Below are 23,178 nucleotides of genomic sequence, written 5' to 3'. Positions count from 1 at the left end.
TAAGCACCATCATAGAAAAGAATATCGTAATTTATAAATACAGACTAATTCAGTACGCTGACATCATTAAAACTGAATCTCACAATACGTAGTTTGCCGAATGCTTACGAATGTCAGGGTTGATCTGATGTTGTTTTTATCAAATTCTTTGTAATCTCTCTTTTTTGCCTGAAGTATCATAAAGCTTTATAAAGTGTAGAAGTGTATTCAATAAAAAAAGGCTATTCCAAATTATGAAATAGCCTTTATGAATACGTTTTTTATGTTTTGTTGCTTCTTGTTGGTGTTTTCAATAAAAAACGAACCACAGTTCGCATAGCTACTAACAACGACCTGTTGGACAATCGCAATCTGAATATTCTGTATGACAAGGAGCATCTTTAGATAAATGACATAAAACATTAATACATACAGAAGGTATGGTACTTTGTCCACCTTTGAGTTCTTCTGTTTTAAAGTTAGAGACAATACTTTTATTAAGCTTTAGTGTCTTAAAATCTCTTTTTTTCATAATTAATTTTTTTTAGGATTAATAATGAAAATAAAATACGAATATAGAATACTAACCAATTACGGGATTCCCATAATTAACATTTAAGCCGTAGTTTTTTATTTGAAGTATCACAAAGATTTATAAAGTATAGAAGCGTGTTAAAACAAGTTTGGAAAAGCCTTTACGAATACGCTTTAGCAGTTTCGTTGATTTTTGTTGCTTGTTTAATGGGACACAAGCTAGCTGAAAAATTAAAAAGGCTTTTCCACAACTTGTGGATATTCCGATGATGTTGGTTCTTCTTGAACATGTAAAATAACAACATATACAAGCATATCTTGTAAAATTAACTTGAAAGATAAAAGTCTGTATAATATTTAAAGAATAATTTTCAAATAGTACACAGACTTTTTTATCAAAGCAATCAAAGATCTATGAAAAAGTGTATGTTTTTAGAGTCTTCAATTTTGGAATTATATTTTCTTTAGGGTCAGCATATTTATCTGCAAACTCCCTAAGTGCTTTACTTTTATACGGTTTCATATACTTTTCTGCTTCATCCTTACCATAAGTCCAATTTCCTGGGCTGTGCTTTATGTCGTAGTAACGTTGAGAAACGAAGTTCGTTCCATTATCACGATAGCGATAGGCATCTTTATGGACGTTATAGTCTATCCATGGATCTGAATATACATATATCTGACCACTGCGCGCATCATAGAGTTCTTTGTAATATGTCTCTATATGATTTAAGTATTTTGTAGCGTTGCTTCTCAGGGTAATAGCATAGCTAGTGTCGTTAGGATTCATGTGATCGGGGTCTATTAAAGCTTTTTCTTGCAAGATCAGTATATAGATAGAAACCCCAATAATGTAAGACCTGAGTCCTTTTTTAACGTATGTCGTTTGCTCTAAAAGACCTAGAACATCTGTGTAGAAGTCCTTTGAATACAATTCTAAATTACGAAGCAAAACTTCTCTTTGTTTTCTGTCATTTAGATCGCTCTTTGCTTTTAAGTTTTTATATTCTTCTGTAAGATAGTTGATAGTACCTGATATCTTACCATCTATTTTTTCTATTTCATTATTTTGGATTTCTTCTTTGATAATTGACCTAATTTTGTTTATCAGTTCTTTGTTATCCTCAACACCAAACATTTCTTTCATAACAATGTTTAGTACAATTGCTCCTATTTTAGAACCAACTGAACTTGCAGCACTTGATAGTAATTTTTTTATTAAGCCTTTGAAAAAGTCTGAACTAAACTTTAAAGTATTTACAACGGGATCTTCATTAGGGAGATCAGAAGGCAAAAAACTCAAGTTTCCTTGATCGATCTGTATATTATCGAAAAAATAATACATCGTTGCCATATTTGTTTTCCTTATTAGTACGGCTGTATATTTTTCAAAGTCATCAAAAGGAGCTGTTAAATAAGTGAAAAAGTCTTCCTCTATGATCTCTTGATCTACTAAAGGAGCTTCCTTGACCAAGGATTCAATAGCGCAACGCTTGGAAGCTTCTACCAAAACTTTTTGTCTTTTATCAATAGCATAGAAATCTTCTTTCTTTGCTGTATTTATTACATCTTTTTGGTTTTCAGTAAAAGACAAGGCATCGCTTACTAGCGTAGCTATAATCTCTTTATTAGATGAATCCGTAAGAATAGTAAGCTTTCGCTTGAATTTTTCTGCGAGGTAGGTTTTTGGTTCAGGGGCTTTGAAATTAGTGTAAATAAACTTCATAGTATTATAAATATTTAAATGTTAGTTTCAATATTAGCTAAAATAAATTATAAATAATTGAGTGTTTTCACGTGTTTTGTAAAGTGATTGAAATTTTTGCTAAATTGGTTTTTCTTCACTTTTGGTAATTATGAAGAATATTGCTTTTTCAATAGTAAGCACTCTGCTAAACCCGTTTTGTGAAGTTTGAGTTTTGTTCCTAGTTTTGGCATATGAAGAAATTGTAGAACCAAAACACAGATGTATCCACTAATATAAGGTTTTCTAGCAGTGGAATGACCTATAAAGCCTAAGCAAAATCTTAAGGCATGAAGTACGGGACTTATAATTATTACATGGAAGATAAATCAAAACCTGAATTTAGTTTTTTAACATAAAACATTGGTGAAAAGCCAAATATTTCAATGAATTTTTTATTAAATATTTTCTGGGAGGTAAAACCACTTTTTTCAGCTAATAGTCTTAGAGTAGATGATTTATGGTATTTAATATTATTTGTTATTTCTACAAAAGCATAATTGACTTTAAGCCTATTAATATAATCCGAAAAATTTCTGCTGCCACGCAATCTTAAAGCATCATTTAAGGTTTTCGTATTTATACCATAGTCAAAAACATCTTCTACTCTTATCACAGGTTTAAGATAACTTTCATTTATTTCAAACTCATCCATTGTTTTGAAAATTTTATCAAGCTTTTCTGCTGAAAAATCATAAGCTACTTCTATGCTTCTGTTTTGAATCAGCTTATTAAAATTATTATTATAAATATAAAACTTCCTGTATAACCATGCTATATAAATTAAACTCAAACCAAAGAGTATAAAACCAAAAATTGCCAATGATTTATTTAATACTTTTTTAAATTTTAGCTGTTTAATTAAATTATCTTTAGTTTCAATGATTTCTGGTAACTCAAAATGCTTAAGTATTTTATAATTTATATCACCATATGAAGTATTAATTAAGCTATCATAAGCTATAGTCTTATTTAAATAATCTATCTGCCCTATAGCATTGTCATTTTTTTTATGTAGTAAATATAATTTGTTGAGCACTGACCTTGCTAAGTAGGGACCATAAGATGAGAGCTGATGGTCTGCCCACAATAATGAATCACAATTTTTTAAATATTTTAATGCCAAACTATCTTGCTTTAAATAACTGTAAGACATACCCTTAAAATAATTACCTTTAAATATTATATTATTGTAGAGGTATTTTTTTGGTATTAGAGTTAATAATGAATCACTATATGTTATTGACTGCTCGTAGTTATTAGTATTATAGAGGTATGAAGCTTTACTTGCGTAATAAATATCTCTTGCCTCATAAAAATGAAGTGTATCGATTCCATTACCCAGAATAGTTTTATAGTCTTTTTTAATAAGGTTTAAATAATATCGTGCTGAATCTATTTTACCTTCAAATAACAAAATTTCGTTTAAGGAGGATTTAACAGCCATCTTTTCAAATGCTAAATAAGAATTTGCCCGTGAAATACCCTTGGTCTTGATTACATAATTTTTGAATTCATCTGAAGTGACTAGCTTTAGATTTTTTCTAGCAAAATCTAAAGCCCCAGATGTATCTTCAAAATTAAACTTTAGTTGAGTTAAATTTAATAGGGAATAATGCTGTTGGTATATATTATTATATTTTTTGGACAACTCGTACAAGGTTAAGAAATTAGATAAGGATTCATTGATTTCATTAAGCATAAGGTGATTGTATGCTTTGTAACTATAACTAGCTAATTTAAAGTTTATGGGTAAGCCATCGGATATCTGTATAATACTATCCCAATAATCATTTCTTTGTTCAATAGGAAGCCTTCTTTCATAACCGCGATATGCGTAAGAAATATGCATTGTATCTTTAGCTTCTTTAGCTAATTTTAGGTAAATACTATTAAGCTTTAAATCAGCCACTGTATCACTGCTTATCTCTCTCAATACTTCCCTTAACGAGTCTAGCGAGCTATTTTTCAAACTTTGGTAGGTTAAATCTTGAGCATAACCGTAAAAGCTGGAAATAATAATATATATATATATTAACCCTTTATTCACAAATTACATTTTAAAAAATTTTTTTACTACTTTCATTTTTCTTGAGGAAATAATTAACTCTATATCGTTCTTTAAAATACAAATATAAGTATCCAAACGAATCTCTTTTATCATCTCTACATTTACGATATATTTATTATGTATTCTTAAAAATGGATTATTCTTCAAGTAATCTTCATACGCACCAAGATTTCTACTAGATAGTATTTTCCTATCAATTAAATGCACATTGGTATATTTACCATCGGCCTCAAAATAAAGAATTGATTTAACATCTATCAAATCAATTTTGTTAGTAGAAGGAATAGCTAGTATTTTTAATTGATTGTTATCCTTATTTGTAGAAAAACCCAAAGTCAAAATTTCAAATTTTATGCTAAAATAAAGTTTTTTTTTAAAAAGTTTTTTATCATTTATTTCTTAAAAATAGGAGAATAGCTTAATCCTTGATTATAAGACACATAAAACTTGTTATTTCTTTGACTTAACACTAATTGTTTAGAGTAAAAAACAGATACACTATAAAAAAATACGATTATACCTATAAAACAACATTTATTAACTCAATTTATTTGTTTTAAAATAATTATGAAAATTGCAATGTTGTTTTAGTGTAAACAGTTTCTCTCTGCATATTCTAAAATACTTAGGCATCATTAAATTTTAAATTTAACTATTATGAAAAAACTTTACTTAACAATAATTTTAATATGCAGTCAAAATTTTGCTTTAGCACAGGACTTTATCACTACATGGCAAACAACAGCTAACAACGAGTTAATAACAATACCAACATTTCCTGGTGAAACTTACAACTACGATGTAAATTGGGGCGATGGTAACTTTTCTACGGGTGTAACTGGTAATATTACACACACCTACACATTACCAGGTAATTACCAAGTATCTATAAGTGGTACATTTCCAAGAATTTATGTTAATAATAATAATGCTACAAACACATTAAACCAGCTTATATCAATTGACCAATGGGGAAACCAACAATGGACAAGTATGGCTCACGCCTTTTCTAATTGTCAAAATTTATCTTACAATGCAACTGACATACCTGACTTATCCAATGTTACGGATTTAACTCGCATGTTTTTGGGCCCAACTACATTTAATACATCCATAGTTAATTGGGATGTAAGTACTATTACTAACATGGAAAGTTTATTTAGAGGTACATCATTTAATCAAGATATAAGTGGTTGGGATGTGAGCAATGTTACGGATATGTCTTGGTTGTTTGCTGGGTCAGATTTTAATCAAGACATTAGTAGTTGGGATGTGAGTAATGTCACAGATATGGCATGGATGTTTAGCTTATGTCCTTTTAATCAGGATATAGGCAATTGGAACGTGAGTAACGTAACTTCTATGCTTAGAATGTTTAACAACAACGTTAATTTTAATCAGGACATTAGCAACTGGGACGTAAGTAATGTAATTGACTTTACAAGAATGTTTGGAAGTGCCGAAAGCTTTAATCAAGATATAAGCAGTTGGGATACCTCTTCCGCGACAAATATGTCACTTATGTTTTTTGATGCTATCATTTTTAATCAAGATCTATCATCTTGGAATATTGAGAATGTTACATCTTTTTCTAATATGTTTAGGGACTCAGGCCTTTCTACAGTAAATTATAGTAATACTCTCATTGGTTGGTCTACACAAACAGTTAACCCTAATGTAACTTTAGGTGCACACGGTATTAATTACAACTGTTCAGCAGATATCGCACGTGATATATTGACCAGTGCACCAAATAATTGGATTATTACAGATGCAGGATTAGAAACAGGATTAAGTTGTGACCTTATTTTAGAAGCAAATGTATATCTTCAAGGAGCCGCATTAAATCCAAATATTGGAGAAGAAACTTTAATGCGTGATGATTTACGTATTGCCAGTTTAATTCCAACAACAAGTCCGTATGCAGACATGTTGACTTGTAACCCAACTGTTTTTAATGTAACAGGAAATAATGCTATTGTAGATTGGATCTGGGTTGAATTGCGAGATGATGTAGATAACACTACTATTGTTCAATCACAATCTGCCTTTTTACAACGCGATGGAGATATAGTTTCCGTAGATGGTACTTCTGCTCTATCATTCAATGTATCAAGTGCTAACTATTATATTGCAGTACACCATAGAAATCATTTAAGTATTATGTCATCGAATACAATTGCGTTAAGTTCTACAGCTACTACAGTTAACTTCTATGACGCATCAATAACAACTTTTGGTAGTAATGCACAAGTACAACTATCAAATGGAAACATGGCATTATGGGCAGGAAATGTAAACAGTGACACATTTATTCAGTATGCTGGAGCAAATGCAGACTCGCCAAGTATACTATCTGAAGTATTAAATGACCCAGGAAACTTTTTAAATTTCCCTACCTATGTAGTGAACGGATACAATGTACATGATGTCAATCTAGATGGAGGCACTCAATATACAGGTACTTCCCCTGATACGCCTGTGCTGTTACAAAATGTATTAGCACATCCAGAAAATTTCCTAAACTTTAGTACTTATCAAATTCAAGAACAATTACCAGAAAATTAACCTTATGAAAAATTCAATAAAAATATTAATAACAAGTCTTATATGTTTCTTATCTTTTCAGTTAAATGCTCAAGATGGCTACACATATACATTAATGCACAACGGAGGATATAGCTTTACAATACAAGCTGTTCCAAACCCAAGTGCTAACAATTTTGCGACTGCGGTACAAAGTTACGGATTTACAGTCATCGTTCCTGATGGTGTAACTATTACAACAAATTCATCGCTAGGAAATGGGGCAAGTGCAACATTTTTTGAAGGAAACAATGTCGGGATGTCAAGCATTGATGGATATCTAATTACAGAAACCTTAGGAAGTCCTGTAAACTTACCAGCTCCTTCTGCAGGAACAAACTCTAATATGTATACATTTACAGTAAATGGAAACCCAACTGCAGGTACCATCTACATACTTGAGAATAATTCTGCATTAGCAAATTCGGTAACACCTTTAAAATCATTCATGCAAGCTGATATGGTTGATGATGGAATGGCACAATATACAAATGTTGTTGATCCAAATGCAGCAGCTGTAACTGCGCCATCTTCGTTCAACTTAGCTACCTTATCTGTAGAGGAAGATAACATACTATCTGGATTATCATTATATCCAAATCCAGCAAGTGACATTGTAAAAATTCAATTACCGCAAGCTGTAAATGAGATAAAAATTGAAGTATATGATAACGCAGGGAAACAAATTGCCATGCAATTATCACCAGATAATACAATAGATGTAAGTAACATTGCGTCAGGCTTATACCTGATTACAATCTCATCTGATGATATAAAAACTACTAAAAAGCTTATTGTAAAATGATGAAATAAGCCCCCATATATTTTTCAATCTCTACGACTCTCGTGCATAAGCATTCGATAAAATCTGTATTGTGTATTTAACTTAGATTTATAAAGTTCTATTTTATATAATTTGAAGTGTACACAAGCTAGCTAAAAGCTTAAAAATAGTTGCATAGAAAATTAAAAAGACTTTTCCATAACTTGGAAAAGCCTTTTTGAAATATTAAATATGTAGCGGGAAAAATTTTATGTTTTGATTGTTGCTATTTTCATTATTCAATACTGAATGTTCCTTCAAAAGTTTTGCTTTGTGAGTAGACTTTGATTCCAAATAAATGCCAATGCATCGAACCTGTGACCATATATGAAAATTCTTCTTCATTTAATCTACTAATGTTTGCATATCGAAATTCCCATACGTGACCATTTAGATATCCTGACATATCACTGCTACTATAACTAGGTATTAATTTCCCTGAAGCATCTTTTTTGAAACCTACAGATAAATGAATGTCAAACGGAATATTATCTTCAAGGGTAATGCTCGGCATTCGTACATTGTGCCCTTTGATGTCTTTGTTAATGATGTATTCATTTTTAAAGTCTCGTTCTTTTGCGCCAAGCATTCCAATAACACCTATTACAAATACTACGATAATAGCGTTTCCGTATTGGTTGTTGAATAGCTTTTTTCCTTTGGTGAATAGTGTAAGCACCAATCCGAAAAATAGAATAAAGAAAGCCGTGTTGATAAGTCTCCAGATAAGATACATAGTTTATTTTTTGTTTTTCTTCTTTTTAGAAACTTCTTCTGCCATAAGTAGCGCATTGTAAGCATTGACTATTTTTCCAGATTTTGATAATGAGCTGAAAGGAACTAATTCTTTTTCTTTATTAGAAGATGGTTTATTGACCATGATATTGTAAGACACTCCTGATTCCATAATAATTTGCTTTACTTCAGATGCGGTTAGGTTTGGATATTTTGAATAAATTAAACCAATGATAATAGATACTATCGGAGCAGAATAGGATGAACCGCTTCCCTCTGTATATTCATTATCAGGTTTTAATGTATTGATCTCAATTCCAGGAGCAAATATATCTACATTCTTCATTCCATAATTTGAATCCTCATCTTTTATTGTTTCTAATGTTTTTCCTGAAGCTCCAACTATTAATAAATTTTTGAGTACTTCGTTTCCTCTTTTACTTACATCGTTTGGAAATCTTAATGTGTTATCTAAATTCAAATTTTCATTGCCCGCAGATTTAATAATTAAAACACCTTTCTTTTGTGCATATTTCATAGCTTTTTTTACTTTCTTGTCATTTAAAGAGAAAGTTTTAGTTTGAGAAAGTGTTATAATTCTTGCACCATTATCTACAGCATATCGTATAGCTAAAGCTAAGTCTTTATCCAGAAAATCTCCTATGCCTGTAATGCACAATGGCATTATTTCTATACTTTTCTTGTAGTCTAAAGCATGTAAAACTGAAGCGATAACACCAGATACTTTTGTACCATGATCTATTTTTGAAGCCATTTTACCATTTAAAGAATTTCCATAATTAGCATCGCAGAAGTCATAAGGTTTGTCCCCTACTAGAACTCTGTTGTCGTATTGTAAATTCATACATACTTTAATACCATTAACTTTATAATCTAAAATACTTTTAATCAATTCATATGTATAGCCTTGTTGAAGCAAATCCTTTGCATATGCTATACATTGATTTATATATACATCGTCAGACTTTATATTATCAATATTATCTAAAGTTATGTATTTATATTTGGAAATACTTTTTAAAGTATCAACTACTTGAGAATAACCACTATGAATGTTTTTATATAATTCTAAATCTTCCTTTAAATCTTTTAAAATAGTATCATAAGATGACTTAACCATGTGATAATTATATGGAACTTTTTTTCTATAAAACAATCTATTTAATTTTTCTTTGGAGTATTTAGATAGAATTCGTGTTTCTTCCATTCTAGTATATTCTAAACTTTTTTCACTATCCTCTTTACCAAGAAAATTCCATCCATATATGTCATCTACATATCCATTTTTATCGTCGTCGATACCATTATTTGGGGTTTCTTTTTTATTTTTCCATAAAAAAGGTTTCAAATCTTTATGATTTATATCAACATCAGAGTCAAGTACAGCAATAATTACTTTCTTTGATTGATTTATGTCAGAATTCAAAAGTGTTTTGATTTGCAGTAAATTAACAGATGGCAAAGTATCATTTCTGCTTTGCATCCACCATGCTTCATTAAATTGATTTTGAGCTGACATGTTTTTGACCAAAAAAATGAAAATAAAAGTAATAAAATATCTTGTTTTCAAAATAGGTATAAAATTTTAAGGCTAATAATACAAAATAATTGATTAATAGCCTTTTATTACATTTAATATTAATTACCCAACAGTAGGTGTATTTGAAGGTGGTTTTGGTGGAGGAACAGGAAATGGAATGCTTGGACTTGGAGGAGGAGTTGGAGGTTTAGGTTTTTTAGGTTTGTCGTCTCCTGGTCCTGGACCACTACCATCATCATCACTTCCTCCTAAAATTTTTTCGATTTCCTTGACTTCATAAGTCTTTAAAAATTCTATTGATCTCATATTAATATATATTAAATTATTGTTTACAAATATTAAAAAAAATCAGTTTGAAAATTTAAATAATATTATATAGCATACTGATTTTTAAAAATACGATCAAATTTTGAATTAAAATGCTGTTAATCAGTTTTTTAGTTTTTCTATGAATTCAGAAGGATAATTACCTGTGCGACCCTTAAATGCTTTAGAAAAGGGTTCTGAGTTCTTAAATCCAACCTCTTTAGCCATAGCATAAACAGAAAACTTTTTGAATTCTTTAGTATTGCGTAATTTATCTAAAGCTAAATTTATTCTTAAATTATTAATGTAGTTACGAAAGCTTAAGTCATATTTATATTTAATTACCCTACCAAGATAATTTGCATTAGTACCGATTTTTTTTGCGAGACTTGTGGCTGTGAGATTAGAGTCTGTATATTCTTCTAAAAGTTCAAACTCTGATAAGGATTTAAGTATATTTTCTACCACCTCAATATTAATACCAAGGCTTTCATTTGTGTTTATTTCTAGAGTTTTACTTAATTTCTTAGGCTCTTTATTATTTTTATTTTGGTCAATTTGTTTTATCAAATTATCAAATTTTTCTAAATACCTTTTAGTCAATTTTTTTCTTCTGTAGGTTTCATAACCTAATAACGCTAATAAAATGAATACGAATATTATCCATAGGTAAATTTTATTGTTTGATTTTTTTAATTTATTCTCTAATATTTTTTTTTGTTCTAATAATTCTGGTCTATCTAATTTTTGAGTAATTCCTTCCGATATGTATTGGTAATCTTTAAATACGATACTATCAAATTTAATTATTTGCTCTGTATAATATAATTGTTTTTTTAGATCATTTTTTTTCTTGTAATGAATTATTAGGGTTTCGTAAGCTGATCTTAACGGAGGGTATAAATTATTTTCTAAATTAAAAATACTATCCATTTTTGTTAAGTAGCTTATTCCAATTGATTCATTATCTAGTTTTATCTCTGACATTCCTATAATATAATAACTCGCAGCAATACTTTTCAAATTGTTACTTTTACTAAACAGAGGAATTGTTTTTGACGCATATTTAATTGCTAATTCAAATCTTTTTTCATCAAAAAATATTTCAGACATATTCAGAGAAGCTTTATTTACATATTCTTTAGACCAAGAATAATTCTCATAATTTAGGACTTCTCTGTTGTAAAATTTTGCAGAATCCAAAATTGAATTAAGTCTATAAGAGTTTGCTAATAAATTTAAAGAATGTAGATAAGACTCGAAATCTGACAAATTACTAGAGTCGGGTAATTTGTCATTTATTAATTCTTTAGTATATAGATAACTCTTTTTATAATCTTTCAGAGCTTCATTATGCTTGCCTATACGTTCTCTAACTAAACCTAAAGAAACAACTGAAATATCTAACAATTCAGCTTCATTAATTTTTCGAGCTAATTTATATGCTTTAATATAATATTCACATGCTTGTTGAAAATTTCGTTTCCTCTTGTAGTAACGTCCTTTACCATAAAAACCATTCCACAAAAAGTAATCGTGGTTTGTAAGCTTCGAATACTTTACTAAACTATCTAAATACTTTGCATATTCATCTTTATCTTCTAAAGTGATTAGATAATATCCTCTAACTATATTTTGGGTATCTTTTTCCTTTATAGCTTTGTCTATATAATATTGACTGTAAATAGCATACAATGTATCATTATTGGTGTTTTTCAAAAATTTATCATATAAATACCAATAGGATTTTTGTGCTAAAGAATCATTAATAGATGCATTGGTGCTTAGAAAACAAAATATACAAAAAAAGACTAATAAACTCCTGATAATCATTTAATTAAATCTAATGTATTATTGTGGTTTTTTTAAAAAAATCAATACTGATTTTTAAAAAAGCGTATAACTTGATTTTATTTTTTTGAATCTCATATCTATATTTACATCATCAAAAAAATCTAACAGCTAAAATAAAAGATTATTTTGATTGAAAGAAAAGTAATAATAAAAAAAGACTCCCACGAACAACGAATAAGTGAGAGTCAGAATATAAACAAATTAACATTTGCTCACATGATAAGAGTGTAAAGATACAAATTTTATAAAATGAGTATCACGGCAAATGTAAAATAAGGAATGCTTTCCTAAAAGTGGTTCTTAGTTGATAGTTTTTTATAGTTGTTGGTGCACAAACAATGAAAAATTAAAAACTAAACAACCAAAAAACAAGCCGTGGATTCCGAAAAACGAAAGAGTAGGAAAATTTTTTAATTAGTATCTTTATGAAAAAACTAGAATTAAATCAATTATTAAAGTTTGAAGGCGGTTCAGATTGTGTCGATGAGGGCAACGGATTCATGGTTGGCGCAGTTGTAGCTGGTGCTATGGCTGGTCCTGCTGGATTTGCGATAGGAGCTTTCGTAGGGCTTTTAGGAGGAACTTTCATTTCTCTAACAGGCGCGTGCAATATTGAAATTTTTTAATCTAAAAAACTTTAAAAATGAAAACATTACAAATACAAGAATTAGAATTAATAGAAGGAGGAAATGATTTCGTTGATGGATTTTGCGACGGATTTTCAACTGTTAGTGGGATTTATGGACTAGCATTTGCTCTAGGTTGGGTACCTGCAGTTGGTCAAACAGCAGCAATAGTAATGGGTGTAGTAAGTGTTGGATGTGCTATAGCTACATAATTAATCAACTAAAATAGAAGATTCAATATGGATCTTCTATTTTTTTAAAAAATTTACAAATGATGAAAAAAGTGATTCTTGCTTTGAGTATAATTTTACTTACATGTTTATTTTTAAATATGTTTAAAATTATTAGCTTAGGTTCATATAAGCCTATATTATATATAATGGGTGGAGTTATTATAATCCTTATATATATGGAAGGAAAAAAGAAAAAATAATATTCTTTTATAGTTATAATATTAGACTATCACATTTCACAAATACTATTCGCTTTGATTGTTCTGAGTACTCAAATCATATTTTTATAGTAATATCACGAAAGAAGAATAATTCTTAATAATCTTTAGAAAATCACACAATTAACTTTATCAATTATTGGTAAAGCAAGCACAACTTATGCTTATTTCAAGCAAATAAAAACTAAAAAAAATGAAACTTAATACTTCAATATATTTCGTATTACTCGCCTTTTTTGTCTTATGTTTTGGTATTATTTCACAAGGTGTGTTAGGTACAGAAACTTTACTTATGAATTCATTAGCTGATATCTATACTCAAGAACAGCTAGAAGAAACGTTAGCCTTTCAAGACAAATGGCAATGGGTTGGTTATGTGGCTGTACCGTTGCTATTGCTTATTAAAATTTCAGTAATTGCCCTAATCCTTGATATTGGTATGTTTTTCTTTGATAAAAAAATCAAATACAAACAAATCTTTAGAGCTGTGGTAAAGGCAGAATTTATCTTTCTGTTGGTAATCGTTGTAAAAACGGTTTGGTTGTATTTTTTAGTTCCCAACTACACACTAGAAGATGTACAATATTTTTATCCACTATCAGCATTATCAGTTGTAGGATATAAAGGTATGGAAGCTTGGTTTGTATATCCACTACAAACATTTAATGTTTTTGAAATTGCCTATTGGTGTTTACTAGCATTTTTTATAGGGAAACAACTCAAAGAAAATATAGGTAAGAGTTTTACCATTGTAGCAAGTAGTTATGGTGTTGCACTTGTTATCTGGATTATTGGTGTGGTCTTTTTAACCCTTCATCTAAGCTAATTCAGCATTATGAATTTGGATTGTAAATTTTTGAATCTTTCAACACACATATAACAATGAAAAAAATACTTGGTTTAATAACCATTGTAGCTGTAGTAGCTACTTTAGGTTACTTCTTATATCATATTTCTATCAATCTTGAAGAAAAAAAAGCAACTGCAAAACATATAGAATATGTGCCTGATTTCAGTTTAATGACTTCCGATAGCACCTATTTTTCTAAGAAAGATTTACAAAAAGACAAAGCTACTGTATTTATCTTTTTTAATTCTGAATGTGATTTTTGCCAGCATGAAGCGGAAAGTATTCACGAAGAACTTCACAAATTTGAAAAGATTCAGTTTCTATTTATATCGTCAGAACCTGTTGATACCATTCAAAGCTTTGCATCACATTATCAATTAAACATTCAACCCAATATTACATTTTTACATGATAACAATAGTCTACTTAGTACTGAATTGGATATTGCATCTATTCCAACAGTAATCATTTACGATGCATCACAAAGACTACTCAAAAAGCATAACGGACAGCTTAATGCCAGCGGAATTTTAAAAGTCATTCATCACTAATTATGTTCACTATGAAATCAGCAACCATTATAAAGAAAAAAATTCAAAAGACATTAGTATTACAACACGATCAAAATGATTGTGGTGTTGCTTGTTTACTTTCTATTATTCAACTTTATGAAGGAAGTAGTACTTTGGAGAAGCTTCGTGAACTTAGCGGAACAAACAAGCAAGGAACTACGTTATTAGGATTGCATCAGTCTGCCAATAAAATTGGTTTTACCGCAGAAGGCTGTGAAGCCGACTTACAGGCACTTATAGATCATAAACAACCTGTTATATTGCATGTAGTTATTCAAGATAAGTTACAGCATTATGTTGTTTGCTATGGTTTTGAGAATGACAAGTTTATCATTGGCGATCCCGCAAAAGGATTATGCTACTACACAAAAGAGGAACTATCAGCTATTTGGAAATCAAAAACGTGCTTAACGCTATACCCAAATGAATATTTTGTAAAAGCAACCGTAAAAGCAAATTCTAAAAGACAATGGTTTTTAGGTGTGTTAAAACCTGATTTAAGATTGATAAAGTTTAGCATATTGCTTGGTTTGTGTATTGCTATTTTAGGAATGAGTATGGCTGTATTTTCACAAAAGCTTATTGATGATATATTACCTTCAAAAGATACGAAAATGCTAGTATTGAGTATGGTACTCATTACACTGTTATTACTGATAAGAACGTTTTTTAGCAGTCTACGTGATTATTTTTTGATACGACAAAGCAAAGATTTTAACAACCGTATTATTGATCGTTTTTACGGCTCATTATTACACCTACCAAAACCATTTTTTGACACTCGAAAGATTGGAGAACTCGTTGCTAGACTCAATGACACACAACGTGTGCAAAACGTGATAAAAACCGTTATCGGTAATATTGTTATTAACGCACTTGTTACTATAGTTTCTTTAGGCTTTCTATTTTATTACTCATGGCAAGTAGGCTTAATTGCTAGTGTTAGCTTACCGTTTTATTTCTTTTTGATGTACCGTTTTAATTCTAAAATTATCAAAGCACAAAAAGAAGTCATGCAAGGCTATGCGATGAATGAAAGCAATTATATTACTTCTATGCAAGGAATTGCTACGATAAAGAATACCAATAAACAGTCTATTTTTAAAAAAATCAATCAGTTGATCTACGGTAATTTTCAGGAAAAGGCTTTTGTTCTTGGAAAGATAAATGTTCGTTTATCTCTAATCTCAGGTGTGTTTGGCGTGATTTTTTTAATGGGAATCCTTATATTCACTTCTTTTAGAGTTTATAATGAATTGATGCTTATTGGCGAACTAACAGCTGTTTTAGGTATTGCAAGTTCTTTGCTTCCCGCAGTTGCAAGTTTGGCGTTGGTTGCTATTCCTATCAATGAAGCAAAAGTAGCTTTTAATAGAATGTATGAGTTTGCTTCTATTGAAAAAGAAGCTTCAGGAAAAACTTCTCTTTTAAACTTTGAATCATTAACACTTACCAATGTTTCCTTCCGATTTGCAGGAAGAAAACAATTGCTAAATAATATCTCAATGCGTATTGATAAAAACCAATGTATTGCAATTGTTGGAGAAAGTGGAAGTGGGAAAAGTACATTAGGACAAATCATTCAAAAGTTTTATGCTTTTGAAAGCGGTACGATTACTATTAATAATACGATTCCTTTAGCAGAAGTAGCTACAAAAGATTGGCGAACTATTATTGGAGTAATACCACAAGAAATTACCCTTTTTTCAGGAAATGTACTTGACAATATTTTATTAGGCGAACAAGCTGTCTTTGAAGATGTTCATAATTTTATTCAAGAATATGGTTTTGAAGATTTTATACAAAGTTTACCACAAGGATATGCCACCATATTAGGCAAAGAAGGTGTCAACTTATCAGGTGGACAAAAACAGATACTTGCACTTATTCGTGCACTTTATAAAAAACCTCAATTACTCATATTAGATGAGTTTACTTCCGCTATGGATCGTAAAACAGAATATTTTGTATTGCAATTATTAAGACGATTAAAATCTAAGTTGAGCATCATTTTTATATCGCACAGACTACATTCTTTAAAACAAATAGCTGATCGTATTTATGTCATAGAACAGGGACAAACAAAAGTACACGGAACACATAAAGAATTGTTAGAAACGTCTAATTTTTACAGTGATTTTTGGACGCAACTGTTAGAGGAAAAAGACGCTATTAGTGAAATTTTATAACCTATTCAAATGAAGAATAAAAATATGTTTGATTCATCTTTACCTACTTAAATTTTTGGCAGAGTGTTCCACTTAGTCTAACCAATTGTTATTGATAGCCTTTTAACATAACACAAACATTTATGGTTAGTGAGACACAATTTTTGGTAGCTATTTACGCAATGGAAGCTATCATTATACTATTTATCATACGATACTTCTATGTAAAACAAAATAGAAAGAAAATGAAAAAAAATGAAGTGGACGATGAAATTGAAAAGGAATTAAGAAACAAAAACTTAAAGAAGTAATACATCATACATGCCGTTTATGATTCTTATGAATTGTATACATCAGTCTCAAAATTTGGTTATTAACTTGTCACTGAGAAGGTATGTAAAATGGAGTTTTGGGGTAATAACTCTAGCAAAGCGATAGCTGAATTGTAGTCGCTTTGCTTAAAAGGAAATTAAATAACACGCTTGGAATGTTTTTTTTCTATTCCCTAACAGCAAAAAGGCACTTTTTGCAATACAAGTGTCAACATTCAAGAGGTGTTTAGAGTGAGTTTTACATTTGCTTACTCTTTTAGTGCAAAGCGACAATTATGTATGATAAGGTGCTGTCGCTTTGCCACTAAAAATAAAACATACTGATTTTTCCTTTCAAAAGTTTTTGGCAGGGAACTATTTATCAATTTGGGGTTGATTGTAGTTTCGTCAGTATGTTTATGATCGGGTTAGAGTAATAACCTGTGTCTAATTTAACTATTAGTTAGTCAGACAGGGCGGTTCTTACGATGGTTAGTTAGTCCGCCTTGTTATCATAAAAGTATGAAATACATATATTTTTTAATATGAATAGATTACAATTCTTAAAAGGATTTATTGCTGGATTTTTAACTGCGATAGTATTTATCGTGATTTTTGTGATTATCAGTTTATTAATAATTAATAACTAAAAAAACGCTTGAGACTATTAATTTATCTGAATGATTGTTCTGGTTTTTGAATTGAATTTATTCATCGAAGCTCCTTTTTCGATAATTTCTTTTAAAATACGGTAGTATAACTTAATATATTTTTAAAAAACCCTTCTCTTTTAATTAGCGTATTTTTTCAACTTTTCTTCAAGAAATGTATATCTAGCTTTACCCAGATTAGTTGCCCTTAAAATTGCTGTTTTATCTTGATACAATTCAAATTCTTTGAAATTTGTTAATTCTCTAGCTCTATCACATATAAACTCATATAAAGCTTGTGAACGTTTTCTATAGTTTCCAAATGTATATTTATCATTTAATTCATAAAATAAGGCTCCCATAGAATAGTCTTGCATGCTTTCAAGAACTACATCAAAACACGTTTCATCATATTGTGAAGCTAATATGATTCGTATTTCATTCAAAGTGTCCTCGAAAGCCTCTGAATCTTCCCAACGCTCAATCATAACCGCTACTTCGTGATTATTAATTTGTGAATACTCATACAAATTCATTGAAGAAATTAAAGCATATTCTTGATTCAAATATATTTTTGCGTGAAGATTTTTAATTGCAAAAATCTTCACATTTGAAAAAGATTTCAACCAATTCAATTCTTGATATTTAATTTCATTTTCTCTATATAGTAGAAAAACATTATCTACGCTTTTAAAAGCATCGGATAGTCTTACTTTTAATCTTTGAGTTAATTTGAAATACGGAGATACAAGAACCAGATAATCATCCGATTTATCTAGTATCTGTTCTATTTCATACGAAATTTTGGTAGTTCCTATTACTTTCAATTGTAGTATTGTTTTATTTAGTTATTTATTCTTCGGTGTCTTTGTATAAATGGAATTTTTTCGGAGATTTATTAAGTATAGAATCATAGATTCCATCCAAAATCGCACAGGGAAGAAATATAAAAATGAAATAGGGAATTAATATAAAAATTGAAATAATTCTAAAAAAAAATAATAAAATTGGATACATTTTTGGTGGCTCAATTATGAAATTATAAAATAAATTATTTTCAATAAAATATGAAAGACGTTTTCGTTCCTTACTTCTAGAAACTTTTTTAGAGCCTATGAAAGATCCCTTAATAACAATACTTTTATTGGCATTCCCATTATGAAAAATTGATAAAATTATTCCTTGATTTAAGTCTAAATAATCAAATGTAATAATTAAAGAAGAATCTTTTTTTTGTTTGACCTTGACATTGTTTAGATTATTTTCAAAGTCAACCTTGTAATCAAAAATTGTAAAATCATCAATCGGTAAAATTCTTAAACGATCAGCTTGAACAAAGTCGTTATCTCTTATGGATTGTTTACCTGCGTTCCAAAAGGCTAATTTTGTGACAGATAAATTTTTAACGGGCTTATCCGCAAATGAAATATTTAATTTTTCTATTGAAGAAATATTATTTTCAATTAACTTAGTAGTCTGTAGGCTATATACAGGCTTTTTCTCTTTTTTAGATTTAATGTAAAAATAGATAGCTAAGACAATACTGAGTATTGCTAGAATAAGAAAAGTTAAGTTGAGTTTTCCTGTACTGTTGAGTAGGTCTATGGCTTCTTTCATAATTAAAATTTATTGATAAATTTTCTTTTTTTCTCATATTCAGCTTTTTGAAGTTGATCGTCTATTTTTTGTCTAATATATCTTTTTATAGAAAGTGTTTTCATTCCAAGATTTGTTTTTTCAATAAGATTTAAAAGTCTTTCCCATTTACCCGCTTTAATTGCTCCAACAATTGCATCACCAGAATAAATTATTTGCCTATCAAGCCATTGAATTTTTTTGAAATTTTCGAGATTTTGATTTTTTCTAATATATACGATAAATGCCCTTTCAAATAATTCTTTTCTTGACTTGTAAATAATATTAAAAACAATATCTATTATTTTTGGTTGACTGTGATAAATCTTAATAAGATATATTAAATAGTCATCAGCTTTTTTTATGTTTGAATTTAATCTTTTAAAGAATGTGTTTAAAAAGTGATCCATGGCAAAATAATAATCATCAATATTGATAGCATATTCTACTATTTCGTTCATTACATCAGTAGGATTCGGTAATTCCCATACAATAGATAATGCTTTTTTTTCTTCAGATTTATAGATGTAGTCTTTGTCCTTCAAGGTTTCTTTGACTAATTCTAAAAGAAAATACGAATCTGATTTCAAAATCATTAATAAGGCTTCTCCACTATGGTCAAAGTGACTGTCAATCTTTCCTTGCTGGATATAAGCCTTTTTCAAAAGTTTAATATCTTTTATCGATTTACTTATTTCAATAAAAGAATCTTCATATATCCATATTTTTAAATTTTCTTTTTCAATTTTTTCAACTGTAAATCTGATTATTTTTAGAAAAAAATCAGAATCTAATTTCTCATATTTTTGGAGGCGCTTATGGTCAATTCCAAAATCTACATTAGTATTACTAAAAAAGGTATAAAGTCGAAGAAGATATTCTTCCGATATATCTTTTTCATGTAAACTTGTAAGTATATCAATTTTCCACTTTTGATTTAATTTTTCAGAATCAATAATTTTCCAAAATCTCTCAGTTAATTCTAAATCGATAGTAAACTCATCAGTTGCTACATAAGAAACAAAGACTTCAGAATTAAAAGTGCCTTTATCCCTAAGTCTAGCAAATTCTAAAAACGTAATAAATCCAATTTCTTTATCGTTTTTCAAATTTGATGTTATAATTATGTTTATCACATAATGTTGTGAGTAAAGGTTTATCTTATCCCATTCTAAAATTTTAATGTATCGTTGAAAGAAAGATTTTATTTCATTTTTCGATGTGAAAGTTAAATTTTCTTCAATTTCAATTTTCTTTAATTGCTCGAATTCTTTATAATTATCAAAATCATAACTGTCTTTTGCTCTTTTTCTACTCCAATTAACTAATTCAAAAATCTTATATGTAGGGTGTTCAAATGATAGCTTTAATCGCTTAAAGTCATCATGGATATATTTTTTTTTAATACAAGCTCGGATCAGTTCTTGAATATAATAACAATGCTGAAAATTATTTTTATCTAAATTTGCATCTATCCATGGAATTAAATAAGTAAGATCAAATTTGGTTGTATCAGTACTGTATCTTGTAGATTCAATTGAAAAATCAAATATTATATTATAGCATTCTCTTGGAAATATTTCATAGAGACTTAAAATAGTTTTTATAATCTTATGCCGTATTTGCTTTACTGAACTTCTACTAACTTCTTTTGGTGCTTTTTCTTTATCTTCCCAATGTAATGCTCTTAGTATAGTTTTTGAGATTGTTAAGAAGGAAAGTTTATACAACTCTCCTTTGTTTAAGTTCGTAATTAGGTAATCTATTAAATCTGATTGTCTTCTAAATTGACAATTATAATCTTCTTCCGAAAAATAAAAGTTTTGATCTATTCTGTAAATCAATTGTGATAGATGGCGTGGTTCTCGTTCTATAAGCCCAAAAGAAGTATCAATCGCTTCTAAACTATATTCTTGATCTTTAAAAAAATTAGCAAGTAAGTCCAAGTATACTTCTCTATTTGAGGTAGAAGTAAATTCATTTCTCTCATACGTTACCTTTAGCTCTGTAACTTTTGAGTATTCCTTTTTTTCAATAATTGAATTAATATGTGTTAAGCATTCGTTTGGAATGAATTCCCATGAAAACTTCAAAAATCTTATTTCACTTTTTTCACTGTCAATGTTTAACCAATAAGAAAGTAACACAGGCTTTATCTGGCTAATAAAAAAATCTTTATTAAAATTTTGAAAAATTGGGTATAGTGTATCTCTAAATCTTTGTTGATGAGAATTGAAATAATTTCTCCAAAGCGAATCAAATGACAATAATTTATCTTTTATAAATACTTTATAAAAATAATACGTGGAAAGATTCTGTTCTCCTATTCTAACATGATGATAGTTTAATTCAATAAAGTCTAAATTATGCAGTACATCGAAAGCTTCTCGTAATTCGTCACTAGAAATTGAAAACGCATTTGAAACTGAATCTAATATTTCATTATCATTATAAGGTAGTGTGTAAAAAAACGAAAGTATACCCAATGCTTTTAAAACTCTTTTATCTTTAAAAGAATCTTTATCATATGTAAAAGTTCGAAAATATTGTTCAAATAAATCTGAAACGTCATTAAATAAATCTAATGTATTAGTTTTTTTAGCAATAATCGCCATCATAACTGCAAGTCTGGCATTTCCTTTAGCTATTGAACAGATTTTACGCTGATATATATCATTAAAAATCTCATAGGGTTTAGCTTGTAAGATTGTTTTAATTTCTTCATCATTAAATCCTTTCACTTTGATTATGGAACTTTTATAAAGAGCTAACCAATCTCTAACATTTTCCAATGCATAATCGCGAACAGTTAAAATAAGCTTTAGTTTTCCTTTTTTAAGTTCTCCGTAGAACCCAAGTATTTGCTCAAACTTGTCAAATCTATTAACATCATCTACAAAAAGAATACTATTTTCTTTGGTATCAAAATAACTCCTCAAGTCATCTAATATATCTGCTCCTTTGGGCGAGATAGCATAGGCATTATAGTTTAAGTTTAATTCTAAAAATTCTTTGATTGCTTGTAACGCTAATTTAGACTTACCTACACCCGATGCTCCTGAAATAATGACTATATCATTTGAATTTAAGTTTTGCTGAACCTTTTTTAATTCTTCAACTCTATGAAGAAACTTTCCCGCCAAAGGTGTTGCGAGCTTCTGTTTTCCATTGTCATATTCTTCAATAAATTTTTCTAATAAAATAACCTGTCCTGTATCAAGAGGTAATTTCAAATAATGATGTACTAAATTTTTATGATGAAAAAATAACTCATGTGCTAATGAATTTAGACTATTATGAGTTGGAAGCTTTCCCATGACTTCAATAGCTTCTTTATTAACTTCTTCTAATTGGTGAGCTGTTAGATTAGAATTATAACAAAGAATAATTTCTTGTATTTTATTTACAGGAATTCCTGTTTTTTTTTTATTTAAACAATTAGATATATCTTGTTTTAACTTATCTAAAAGTTGGTTACCCTTATGAGCTATAGTAGTTGATTCAATAAATAAATAGCGTCCATTAGGCATCAAGAAAAAGGAATCGGGAGTACCTATTGTCGTTTTTTGCTTTATATTGTGAGCACCACTACGTGCGTAAGCTTTGTAACCTCTATGTCGTAAACCTAAAAAGGAGTCACACAACTCTTGAAATTCTGTATCGTTGAAATTCTTTAATCGCTCTTTAATGCTAGATAGTTGAATCATTTAATTTATTATTTT

At 29.2% G+C, this 23,178-nt stretch carries 19 protein-coding genes; 8 read left to right on the top strand and 11 right to left on the bottom strand.

The window, feature by feature from the left end:
- Positions 1–322: 322 nt before the first annotated feature.
- The 4 genes from KAOT1_RS03155 to KAOT1_RS03140 all read right to left on the bottom strand — a co-directional run bounded on the left by KAOT1_RS03155 (position 323) and on the right by KAOT1_RS03140 (position 4,661).
- Positions 323–511, bottom strand: a complete 189-nt coding sequence (locus KAOT1_RS03155) for a hypothetical protein (protein WP_007093240.1) — start codon at positions 509–511, stop codon at positions 323–325.
- 414 nt (positions 512–925) lie between these two features.
- Positions 926–2,239, bottom strand: a complete 1,314-nt coding sequence (locus KAOT1_RS03150) for a hypothetical protein (protein WP_007093239.1) — start codon at positions 2,237–2,239, stop codon at positions 926–928.
- A gap of 331 nt (positions 2,240–2,570) precedes the next feature.
- Positions 2,571–4,307, bottom strand: coding sequence for a hypothetical protein (locus KAOT1_RS03145; protein WP_007093238.1), 1,737 nt, complete (start codon positions 4,305–4,307; stop codon positions 2,571–2,573).
- 3 nt (positions 4,308–4,310) lie between these two features.
- Positions 4,311–4,661 carry a LytR/AlgR family response regulator transcription factor gene (locus KAOT1_RS03140; protein WP_162014333.1) on the bottom strand — a complete coding sequence of 117 codons (351 nt, stop codon included), beginning with the start codon at positions 4,659–4,661 and terminating at the stop codon, positions 4,311–4,313.
- 324 nt (positions 4,662–4,985) lie between these two features.
- Here KAOT1_RS03140 and KAOT1_RS21820 point away from each other — a divergent pair, with 324 nt between their 5' ends.
- On the top strand, positions 4,986–6,896 hold the full coding sequence (locus tag KAOT1_RS21820) for a BspA family leucine-rich repeat surface protein (protein WP_007093236.1): 1,911 nt from the start codon (positions 4,986–4,988) through the stop codon (positions 6,894–6,896).
- Between the two features lie 4 nt (positions 6,897–6,900).
- Positions 6,901–7,719, top strand: coding sequence for a T9SS type A sorting domain-containing protein (locus KAOT1_RS03125; protein WP_238528677.1), 819 nt, complete (start codon positions 6,901–6,903; stop codon positions 7,717–7,719).
- A gap of 253 nt (positions 7,720–7,972) precedes the next feature.
- Here the strand turns inward: KAOT1_RS03125 and KAOT1_RS03120 are convergent, their stop codons facing one another.
- The 4 genes from KAOT1_RS03120 to KAOT1_RS03105 form a co-directional block, all read right to left on the bottom strand.
- Complete coding sequence (locus KAOT1_RS03120; protein ID WP_007093234.1) at positions 7,973–8,473, bottom strand: hypothetical protein; 501 nt, start codon at positions 8,471–8,473, stop codon at positions 7,973–7,975.
- Between the two features lie 3 nt (positions 8,474–8,476).
- Positions 8,477–10,012: a S8 family peptidase gene (locus tag KAOT1_RS03115; RefSeq protein WP_007093233.1), complete on the bottom strand. Its 1,536-nt coding sequence runs from the start codon at positions 10,010–10,012 to the stop codon at positions 8,477–8,479.
- 123 nt (positions 10,013–10,135) lie between these two features.
- Positions 10,136–10,339: a hypothetical protein gene (locus KAOT1_RS03110; RefSeq protein WP_007093232.1), complete on the bottom strand. Its 204-nt coding sequence runs from the start codon at positions 10,337–10,339 to the stop codon at positions 10,136–10,138.
- A 123-nt stretch (positions 10,340–10,462) separates the two neighbouring features.
- On the bottom strand, positions 10,463–12,058 hold the full coding sequence (locus KAOT1_RS03105; RefSeq protein ID WP_162014332.1) for a helix-turn-helix domain-containing protein: 1,596 nt from the start codon (positions 12,056–12,058) through the stop codon (positions 10,463–10,465).
- Positions 12,059–12,618: 560 nt separating this feature from the next.
- Between KAOT1_RS03105 and KAOT1_RS03100 the strand changes: the two genes are divergently transcribed.
- From KAOT1_RS03100 to KAOT1_RS23295, 6 genes are all read left to right on the top strand, one after another.
- The gene (locus tag KAOT1_RS03100; RefSeq protein ID WP_007093230.1) at positions 12,619–12,819 is read left to right on the top strand and encodes a hypothetical protein; all 201 of its coding nucleotides are present in this window, start codon (positions 12,619–12,621) and stop codon (positions 12,817–12,819) included.
- Between the two features lie 17 nt (positions 12,820–12,836).
- Positions 12,837–13,031 carry a hypothetical protein gene (locus KAOT1_RS03095; RefSeq protein WP_007093229.1) on the top strand — a complete coding sequence of 65 codons (195 nt, stop codon included), beginning with the start codon at positions 12,837–12,839 and terminating at the stop codon, positions 13,029–13,031.
- 432 nt (positions 13,032–13,463) lie between these two features.
- Positions 13,464–14,096 (top strand): hypothetical protein, encoded by a 633-nt coding sequence (locus KAOT1_RS03090; protein WP_007093227.1) that lies wholly within the window; start codon positions 13,464–13,466, stop codon positions 14,094–14,096.
- Positions 14,097–14,152: 56 nt separating this feature from the next.
- Positions 14,153–14,671 carry a peroxiredoxin family protein gene (locus tag KAOT1_RS03085; RefSeq protein ID WP_007093226.1) on the top strand — a complete coding sequence of 173 codons (519 nt, stop codon included), beginning with the start codon at positions 14,153–14,155 and terminating at the stop codon, positions 14,669–14,671.
- A gap of 11 nt (positions 14,672–14,682) precedes the next feature.
- Entirely contained in the window at positions 14,683–16,881 is a 2,199-nt protein-coding gene (locus tag KAOT1_RS03080) for a peptidase domain-containing ABC transporter (protein WP_157560015.1), read from the top strand.
- Positions 16,882–17,003: 122 nt separating this feature from the next.
- Positions 17,004–17,171 carry a hypothetical protein gene (locus KAOT1_RS23295; protein WP_007093224.1) on the top strand — a complete coding sequence of 56 codons (168 nt, stop codon included), beginning with the start codon at positions 17,004–17,006 and terminating at the stop codon, positions 17,169–17,171.
- A gap of 790 nt (positions 17,172–17,961) precedes the next feature.
- Here KAOT1_RS23295 and KAOT1_RS21815 read toward each other — a convergent pair.
- From KAOT1_RS21815 to KAOT1_RS03065, 3 genes are read right to left on the bottom strand one after another with little or no spacing between them, the layout of a single operon-like run.
- Positions 17,962–18,648 (bottom strand): phospholipase D family protein, encoded by a 687-nt coding sequence (locus KAOT1_RS21815; RefSeq protein WP_007093223.1) that lies wholly within the window; start codon positions 18,646–18,648, stop codon positions 17,962–17,964.
- Between the two features lie 25 nt (positions 18,649–18,673).
- Positions 18,674–19,438: a hypothetical protein gene (locus KAOT1_RS03070; protein ID WP_007093222.1), complete on the bottom strand. Its 765-nt coding sequence runs from the start codon at positions 19,436–19,438 to the stop codon at positions 18,674–18,676.
- 2 nt (positions 19,439–19,440) lie between these two features.
- Complete coding sequence (locus KAOT1_RS03065) at positions 19,441–23,163, bottom strand: nSTAND3 domain-containing NTPase (RefSeq protein WP_007093221.1); 3,723 nt, start codon at positions 23,161–23,163, stop codon at positions 19,441–19,443.
- Positions 23,164–23,178 lie beyond the last annotated feature (15 nt).

This window comes from Kordia algicida OT-1 (assembly GCF_000154725.1).
Classification (GTDB): Bacteria; Bacteroidota; Bacteroidia; order Flavobacteriales; family Flavobacteriaceae; genus Kordia; species Kordia algicida.
This window is presented reverse-complemented; position numbering and strand designations above follow the sequence as displayed.